Raw genomic sequence first — 8266 nt, 5'->3', positions numbered from 1 at the left:
ACAGCACCGGCTGGATGGCCTCGAAGAAGTACTCGTTGGTGAAGGGGATCACCCAGACCGAGATGGTGGGCCGCTCCGAGACCTCCATCAGGTACTCCAGCTGCCGCCGCACCACCTGCCGCCCGCCGAACCGCATGCGCAGCGCGGCCTCGTGCAGGTAGACGTCGAACGGCGGCGGGTCGTCCCGTTCGAGGACAACCTTCCGCCGCATCCGGAACTCGGTGCGGGTCTCGATCTCCTCCTTCGAGAGCTCCGCGACGCCCCCGTGGAACAGCGCCCGGGTGTACTCCTCGATCTGGAGCAGGCCGGGAACGGCCACGGTCTGGAGAATCTGCATGTCGACCAGATGGTGTTCCAGCTCCGCCACATTGATCGGCCCCGGGGCAATGATGCCCCGGTACTCGTCCCACCAGAACTGCCCCCGGTGCTCCCTGGCGATGGCGCACAGCGCGTCGAGCAGCGCCTGGTCGGTGCAGGAGTAGAACGTGGCCAGCTTCCTGATGCGCTCCTCGCTGACGCCGATCCGGCCGGACTCTATGTGGCTGATCTTGCCCTGGTCCGTTCCGAGCATCCCCGCGGCTTCCCGGGCCGTCCGGCCCGCCCGCTCCCGCAGCTTTCTCAGCTCCGCGCCAAGACGCGCCTGTCGAGCGGTCGGATTCTCCCTCGGCGGCATCGTGTGTGTGATCCTTCCGTCGGCTGGCCCCGAGTCTGCCGCTCCCTCACCCCTTGAGTCCACTCGCCTACGCAACACCGCACCCCCACAGTTGCCGCGGAGCAACAATGCACCAAGATCACGGGACGGATGGCGGCATTCGGGGAAACAGGACGGACCGGAGCCCCGGTGCCCCGTGCGCTCCCTCACTCCCTGCCGCTACCGTTGAGCGGATGACCAGCACCGGCCCCCGTACCCTCGCCGACGAGTTGCGGTCGCGCTCCGACGCGGAGCTGGCCGGGCTGCTGCGCACCAGGGCCGACCTGCTGTCGCCGCTGCCCGGCGATCTCTCCCAGCTCGCCACCCGCGCCGGGACCCGCGCCTCGGTCCTGCGCGCGCTCGAACGACTCGACACGTTCACGCTCCAGGTGGCCGAGGCACTCGCCGTCGCGCCCCAGCCGTGCGCGTTCCCCGGCCTCGCCGCGCTGCTCCCCGGCGGCACCGACCGGCTGCCGGAGGCCGTGGCAACCCTGCGCTCCCGCGCCCTGCTCTGGGGCAGGCCGGACGCCATGCGCCTGGTGCGCACCGCGCAGGAGCTCCTCGCCCCCACCGCCGCGCGCCCCAGCTCCACCGGGCTCGGGCCCTCGCTGGCCGAGACCGCGGCGGGCATGTCCCCCAGCCGCATGCAGGACGTCCTGACCCACGCGGGGCTGCCGCCCACGCACGACACGGTGAGCGCGCTGTCGGCACTCGCCGCCCTGTTCTCCGACCAGCCGCGCCTAGGCGCGCTGCTCGACCACGCCCCGCCCGGGGCCCTCGACGCGCTGGACCGGCTCACCTGGGGCCCGCCCTACGGCGAGGTCTCCGCCCAGCCGGGCCCGCACCTGCGATGGCTGCTGGACCGGGGCCTGCTGATGCCGACGGGGCCCGGCACCGTGGTGCTGCCCCGCGAGGTCGCGCTCCACCTGCGCGGCGGGCGTGCCCACCGCGAGCTCAAGGCGCGCGCGCCGGAGCTCGCCCTCCGGGCGGAGCACGCCCCGCTCCTCGCGGACGCCGCCGCGGCGGGCGCCGCCTATGCCTCGATCACCGTCATCGAGGAGCTGCTGACCGCCTGGGAGACGGAGACCCCCGCGGTGCTGCGGGCGGGCGGCCTGGGTGTGCGCGAGCTGAAACGCGCCGCCGTCACCCTCGACGTGCCGGAGCCCGAGGCGGCCTTCTGGCTCGAACTCGCCTTCGCCGCCGGGCTGCTGGCCGCGGACGGCGAGGCCGACGAGCGGTACGCGCCCACCCCCGCCTACGACGACTGGCTGAGCCTGCCGACCGAACGGCGCTGGCTGCGGCTCGCCACCGCCTGGCTCGCCGCCACCCGCGTGTCCGGCCTGGTGGGCAGCCGCGACGGCAAGGGCCGCCTGCTGGCCGCCCTCGGGCCCGGCCTCGACCGCGGCCCGGTCGCCGGGGTCAGGCGGACCACCCTGCGTCTCCTCGGCGAGCTGGCCCCCGGCCACGCGCCGGAGCCGGTGACCGTGCTGGAGCGGTTGCGCTGGGAGATGCCGCGCCGCCTGACCGACGAGGCGCGCGGCGAGATGTGCCGCACCGCGCTGGCCGAGGCCGAGCGGATCGGCGTCACCGGGCGCGGCGCGCTCGCCTCGTTCGCCAGGCCCCTGCTGGCCGAGGCTCCCTCGCCCGAGGAGGCCGCCGCGCTGCTGGCGCCCCCCCTCCCCGAGCCGCTGGACCACTTCCTGCTCCAGGCCGACCTGACCGCCGTCGCCCCGGGGCCCCTGCGGCGCGAGCTGCGGCAGGCCATGGCCGTGGCCGCCGACATCGAGTCGCGCGGCGGGGCCACGGTCTACCGGTTCACGCCCGACTCGGTGCGCCGGGCGCTGGACGCGGGCTGGTCGGCGACCGAGCTGCACGACTTCCTGGCCGCGCGCTCGCGCACGCCGGTGCCGCAGCCGCTCACCTACCTGGTGGACGACGTGGCCCGCCGGTACGGCAGGCTCCGCGTCGGGGTGGCGGCCAGCTATCTGCTCTGCGACGACGAGTCGCTGCTGACCCAGGTCGTCGCCGACCGCCGCGCCGTGGGGCTGCGGTTGCGGCGGATCGCGCCCAGCGTCGTGGTCTCGGGCGCGCCACCGGACACGCTGCTGGAGCGGCTGCGCGAGTTCGGCTTCGCGCCGGCGGCCGAGGCCGAGGACGGCGCGGTCGTCACGCTCCGCTCCCAGCCCCACCGCACCCCGGCGCGCACGGCGCCCGAGCCCGCGCCCGACGCGCCACCGGCCGCCGACGACTCGCTGCTGGCCGCCGCCGTGCGCGCCATTCGCGCCGGCGACCACGCCTCGACCGCCGCGCCCAGGACGCCGGTGGGGCGCGTTCCCGACCCCGCGGGCCCCCCGCCCCGCACCTCCACGCTCGACACCCTCACCACCCTCCAGGGCGCGGTCCGCGCTGGCGGCCTGGTCAGGATCGGCTATGTCGGCGCCGACGGCCTCGCGGCCCAGCGGATCCTGGCCCCCGTCCGCGTCGAGGGGGGCTTCGTCACCGCCTTCGACCACACGGCGGACGAGGTGCGGACCTACCCCCTCCACCGCATCACCGGCACCGCGTACCTCGACCAGACCTAGTGCGCGGCACCCGGACATCTCACATGCGCTCGGGCGCGGCGATCCCCAGGAGGTGGAGGCCCTGGGCGAGGGTCGCCCGGGTCAGCTCGCAGAACGCCAGCCGGTTCGCCCGCACGTCCTGCGGCACGTCGCTGCGGAGCACCGGACACGACTCGTAGAACCCGGTGAACGCCCGCGCCAGCACGTAGAGATACCCCGCGAGCTGATGCGGCTCCAGCGCCTCCGCCACCGCGTCGAGCACCGCGCCGAACTCGTCCAGCGCCAGCGCCAGGGCGCGCTCCGCCGGTTCGAGCGCCAGCCCCGCGTCGAACCGCCCCAGCCCCGCGCCCGTCTCCGCGGCCCTCCGCAGGATCGAGGCGATGCGCGTGTGCGTGTACTGGAGGTAGACGCCGGTCTGGCCGTTGAAGCTGACCATGCGGGTGACGTCGAACGAGTAGTCCTTGGTCCTGGACGTCGACAGCTCCGCGTACTTCACCGCGCCCACGCTCGCCAGGTGCGCGATGTGGTCCAGCTCGTCCGGGCCCAGGTCGGGGTCCTTCTCCGCGACCACCTCGCGCGCCCGCTCCAGCGCCTCGTCCAGGAGGTCGGCCAGCCGCACGGTGCCGCCGGAACGGGTCTTGAACGGCCTGCCGTCGGGGCCGTTGATCGTGCCGTTCGCGGCGTGGACGGCCTCGATGTCGTCGGTGAGCCACCCGGCCCTGCGCGCGGCGCGGAAGACCATCTGGAAGTGCTGCGACTGGCGGGCGTCCACGATGTAGACCAGCCGCGTCCCGCCCAGCTCCTGGATGCTGTACCTGATGGTCGCCAGGTCGGTCGCCGCGTAGCCGAAGCCGCCGTCGCTCTTGCGCACCAGCATCGGGACGGGCTTGTCCTCGGGGCCGCGGATGTCGTCGAAGAAGACGACCTTGGCGCCGTTGCTGTCCTCCAGGACGCCCTTCTCCGTCAGCTCGTCCACGACGTCGTTGAGCCACGGGTTGTAGAACGACTCGCCCTTGATGTCGTCCGGGGTCAGCAGCACGCCCAGCCGCTCGTAGATCTGCTGGAACGCCTCCTCCGACTCGGCCACGATCTCGCGCCACGCCGAGACGGTCTCCTCGTCCCCGGCCTGGAGCGCGACCACGCGGCGCTGCGCCCGCTCCTTGAAACCCGGGTCGGCGTCGAACGCCTGGCGGGCGGTGCGGTAGAGCGCGTCGAGCGCGGAGACGGTGCCCGCGGTCTCGTCCGGGTCGAGGTCCTTCCGCCGCCAGGCGGCCTCGGGGTGCTCGAAGAGGTACTGGATGAGCATGCCGAACTGCGTGCCCCAGTCGCCGACGTGGTTCTGCCGGACGGTGCGGGCGCCGAGGAAGGTGAGCACCCGGGTGAGCGCGTCGCCGATCAGCGTGGACCGCAGATGGCCGACGTGCATCTCCTTGGCGACGTTCGGCGCGGAGTAGTCGATGACGGCGGTCTCGCCCGCCGCCGACTCGGCGACGCCGAGCCTGGGGTCGGCGAAGCGGTCGGCCATGCGGCCGAGGAGGGCGGCGTCGGCGAGGGAGATGTTGAGGAAGCCCGGCCCCGAGACCTCGACCCGGGCCAGCCCGTCGGCGCCGGTGAGCCCGTCGCGCAGCTCGTTCGCGACGTCGCGCGGGGGGCGCCCCAGCCGCTTGGCGAGGGAGAGAGCCACGTTCGACTGGAAGTCCGCGTGGTCGGAGCGTCGCACCAGCGGGTCCTCGGACGCCACTTCGGCCGGCAGAGCCCCGGCCATCGCCGCCGAAACCGCCGCTTCCACATCGTCGGCCAGGGACCGCACCCGTTCCGCCATGGTCGCTTGCATCCTCCACAGATCCAGGCCCCGCCTGTGCGGTGGGGCCACGACCCAGCATGCCAGCTCCGGCCATGGGCCGTTGCACCTGTTCCCCGGGGCCCCGCCGGGCGGAGCCCGCCCTCGACCGGATCGACGCGTCCGGCTCTGGCCGGCCCCGACCAGCCCTGACCGGCCCGTTCGCCTAGGATGACCGGCCGGAGGTCGGACATGATCACGGTCCCACCCGAACTGGCCGGTTACCACGTGCGGTTCAACGGTGAGGCGGGCGGCGCCTGGATCGAGGCGCTGCCCGCGCTCGCCGAGCGGATGCTCGACGCCTGGGAGCTGCGCCCGACGGGCCCCGGATGGCACGGCATGGCCGCCCTCGTCCTGCCGGTGCTGCGGGCCGACGGCGGCAGGGCCGCACTGAAGCTCCAGCCACACGAGGAGGAGAACGAGGCGGAGCCGCTGGCCCTGCGCGCCCACGACGGGCGCGGCGCGGTGCGGCTGCTGGAGTTCGACCCCGGGACGTGCTCGATGCTGCTGGAGTGGCTGGACGCGGAGCGCTCGCTGAACGACGTGCCCGACTCGTTCGAGGCGGCCGAGCTGCTGACCGGGCTGATGGCCCGCCTGGTCACCACCCCACCCCCGCCCGAGCTGCGGCGGAACCTGGGCGACATCGCCTCCGCCATGCTCGCCCAGGTCCCCGGCGCCCTCCCCTCCCTGGCCCGGGACGACCAGCGCCGCCTGCTGGCCGACTGCGCCGCCGCCACCCGCGAGCTGGTGGGCGAGCCGGGCGACCGCCTGCTCCACTGGGACCTGCACTACGAGAACGTCCTCGCCCCGCTCCCCGACGGCGACCGGCGGGAGCCGTGGCTGGCGATCGACCCCAAGCCGCTGGTCGGCGACGTCGGCTTCGACCTGCTCCCCGCCCTGGACAACCGCTTCGACCCGGCCGAGACCCTCCGCCGCTTCGACCTGATGACCGAGGTCCTCGCCCTGGACCGCGCCCGCGCCAAGGGCTGGACCCTCGCCCGCGTCCTCCAGAACGGCCTGTGGGCGATCGAGGACGGCCTCACCGAGATCACCCCCGACCAGGTCTCGATCGCCGAGACCCTCCTCACCCACCGCTGACCGGGAGGGGGCCGCCGAGGCGGGACACCATGCCCCGGCATCGGGCCATGGACAGCGGCGCGCATCAGCGGCACGCTGACCGGCAGGGGTCGGCCCGGGGGGCGTGACCACGGCGGGTGCTTCACTGGATGGCAGACGATCCCATCACGGAGGTGCGTGTGTCCTGCTTGATCGTGCAGAGCGACAAGACGCTGCTGCTCGAAGTCGATCACGAACAGGCCGAGGACTGCCGCCGGGCGATCGCGCCGTTCGCCGAACTGGAGCGTGCGCCGGAGCACATCCACACCTACCGCGTGACCCCGCTCGGCCTGTGGAACGCGCGGGCCGCCGGGCATGACGCGGAGCAGGTGGTGGACGCCCTCGTCAACTTCTCCCGTTACCCCGTGCCGCAGTCGCTGCTGGTCGATGTGGCCGAGACCATGTCCCGTTACGGCCGCCTCTCCCTGGTCAAGCACCCCGCCCACGGGCTCGTCCTCCAGGCCACGGACCTGCCGGTGCTCGAAGAGGTGCTGCGGTCCAAGCGCATCAAGCCGCTGGTCGGCGCGCGCATCGACCCGGACACGGTCGTCGTCCACCCCTCGGAGCGCGGGCAGATCAAGCAGGCGCTGCTCCGGCTCGGCTGGCCCGCCGAGGACCTCGCGGGCTATGTGGACGGCGAGGCCCACCCCATCGAGCTGCGCCAGGACGACTGGCACCTGCGCCCCTACCAGGAGCAGGCGATCTCCGGCTTCTGGCACGGCGGCTCCGGGGTCGTCGTGCTGCCCTGCGGCGCGGGCAAGACGCTGGTCGGCGCGGGCGCGATGGCGCAGGCGCGTTCCACCACGCTGATCCTGGTCACCAACACGGTCTCGGCCCGCCAGTGGAAGTCCGAGCTGGTGCGCCGCACGTCGCTGACCGAGGAGGAGATCGGCGAGTACAGCGGCACCCGCAAGGAGATCCGCCCGGTCACCATCGCGACGTACCAGGTCCTCACGACGCGCCGCAAGGGCGTGTACGCGCATCTGGAGCTGTTCGACTCGCGGGACTGGGGGCTGATCATCTACGACGAGGTGCACCTGCTGCCCGCGCCGGTCTTCAAGTTCACCGCCGACCTCCAGGCGCGGCGCCGCCTCGGCCTGACCGCGACGCTGGTCCGCGAGGACGGCCGCGAGTCGGACGTGTTCTCGCTCATCGGGCCCAAGCGGTTCGACGCGCCGTGGAAGGAGATCGAGGCCCAGGGGTACATCGCGCCCGCGGACTGCGTGGAGGTGCGGGTGGATCTGACCGACTCCGAGCGGCTGGCGTACGCGATGGCGGAGCCGGAGGACCGTTACCGATTCTGCGCCACCACGGACTCCAAGCGGCGGGTGACCGAGACGCTGGTCCGCCGCCACATGGGGGAACAGACGCTGGTCATCGGCCAGTACATCGATCAGCTCGACGAGCTGGGTGAACGGCTGAACGCGCCCGTCATCAAGGGCGAGACGACCAACACCCAGCGGGAGAAGCTGTTCAACGCGTTCCGGGCCGGCGAGGTGCCGGTGCTCGTGGTGTCCAAGGTGGCGAACTTCTCGATCGACCTGCCGGAGGCGACCGTCGCCATCCAGGTCTCGGGAACGTTCGGCTCGCGCCAGGAGGAGGCGCAGCGGCTCGGCCGGGTGCTGCGGCCGAAGGCCGACGGGCACGAGGCCCGTTTCTACTCGGTGGTGGCGCGGGACACGGTCGACCAGGACTTCGCGGCGCACCGGCAGCGGTTCCTGGCGGAGCAGGGTTACGCCTACCGCATCGTGGACGCGAGCGAGCTGGTGACGGGCGACGCCGAGGACGCGTAGCGCGGCGCCGCCGCCCGAGCCGCCCCGGGAGCCTCCGGAGCCTCCGCGTCGGCGCGCCCGAGGATGACCACGTCGAAGACGGCCCCGACCACGACACGGACGGCGCGTGCGGCGCGCAGCGCGCCCCCCAGCAGATGGTGCGAGGCCCCGGCGGCTCCGGCGGCGCTTCCGGCGCTGTGAACGGTCGCTGTACTCATGCCCTCCAGCGTGCCCCCCGGCGCCGCCCGCGGCATCGCTCCACGGACGGAAGCCCCCGCCCATGCCC

6 protein-coding genes are annotated in these 8266 nt (G+C 73.7%); 3 read left to right on the top strand and 3 right to left on the bottom strand.

Annotation, left to right across the window (positions count from 1 at the left end; translation table 11 throughout):
• The coding region (locus tag ADY01_RS28860; protein WP_049579360.1) for a helix-turn-helix domain-containing protein at nucleotides 1-673 on the bottom strand (673 nt) is incomplete at its 3' end.
• A gap of 212 nt (nucleotides 674-885) precedes the next feature.
• Here ADY01_RS28860 and ADY01_RS28855 point away from each other — a divergent pair.
• On the top strand, nucleotides 886-3273 hold the full coding sequence (locus tag ADY01_RS28855) for a helicase-associated domain-containing protein (RefSeq protein WP_049579358.1): 2388 nt from the start codon (nucleotides 886-888) through the stop codon (nucleotides 3271-3273).
• A 19-nt stretch (nucleotides 3274-3292) separates the two neighbouring features.
• On the opposite strand, the gene argS is transcribed toward ADY01_RS28855, so the two are convergent.
• Nucleotides 3293-5074, bottom strand: a complete 1782-nt coding sequence (gene argS, locus ADY01_RS28850; protein ID WP_107081859.1) for an arginine--tRNA ligase — start codon at nucleotides 5072-5074, stop codon at nucleotides 3293-3295.
• A gap of 189 nt (nucleotides 5075-5263) precedes the next feature.
• Between argS and ADY01_RS28845 the strand changes: the two genes are divergently transcribed.
• Complete coding sequence (locus ADY01_RS28845) at nucleotides 5264-6190, top strand: aminoglycoside phosphotransferase family protein (protein ID WP_063784395.1); 927 nt, start codon at nucleotides 5264-5266, stop codon at nucleotides 6188-6190.
• 158 nt (nucleotides 6191-6348) lie between these two features.
• Nucleotides 6349-8001, top strand: a complete 1653-nt coding sequence (locus tag ADY01_RS28840) for a DNA repair helicase XPB (RefSeq protein WP_234320451.1) — start codon at nucleotides 6349-6351, stop codon at nucleotides 7999-8001.
• On the opposite strand, the gene ADY01_RS28835 is transcribed toward ADY01_RS28840, so the two are convergent.
• A complete protein-coding gene (locus ADY01_RS28835) occupies nucleotides 7947-8198 on the bottom strand; it encodes a hypothetical protein (RefSeq protein WP_159001478.1) in 252 nt (83 codons plus the stop codon). The genes ADY01_RS28840 and ADY01_RS28835 overlap by 55 nt on opposite strands.
• Nucleotides 8199-8266 lie beyond the last annotated feature (68 nt).

It is taken from the genome of Streptomyces sp. SBT349 (assembly GCF_001083795.1).
In the GTDB taxonomy this organism is placed as follows: Bacteria; Actinomycetota; Actinomycetes; order Streptomycetales; family Streptomycetaceae; genus Streptomyces.
Note: the sequence above shows the minus strand (reverse complement) of the source record. Positions and strands in the feature narration are given on the sequence as shown.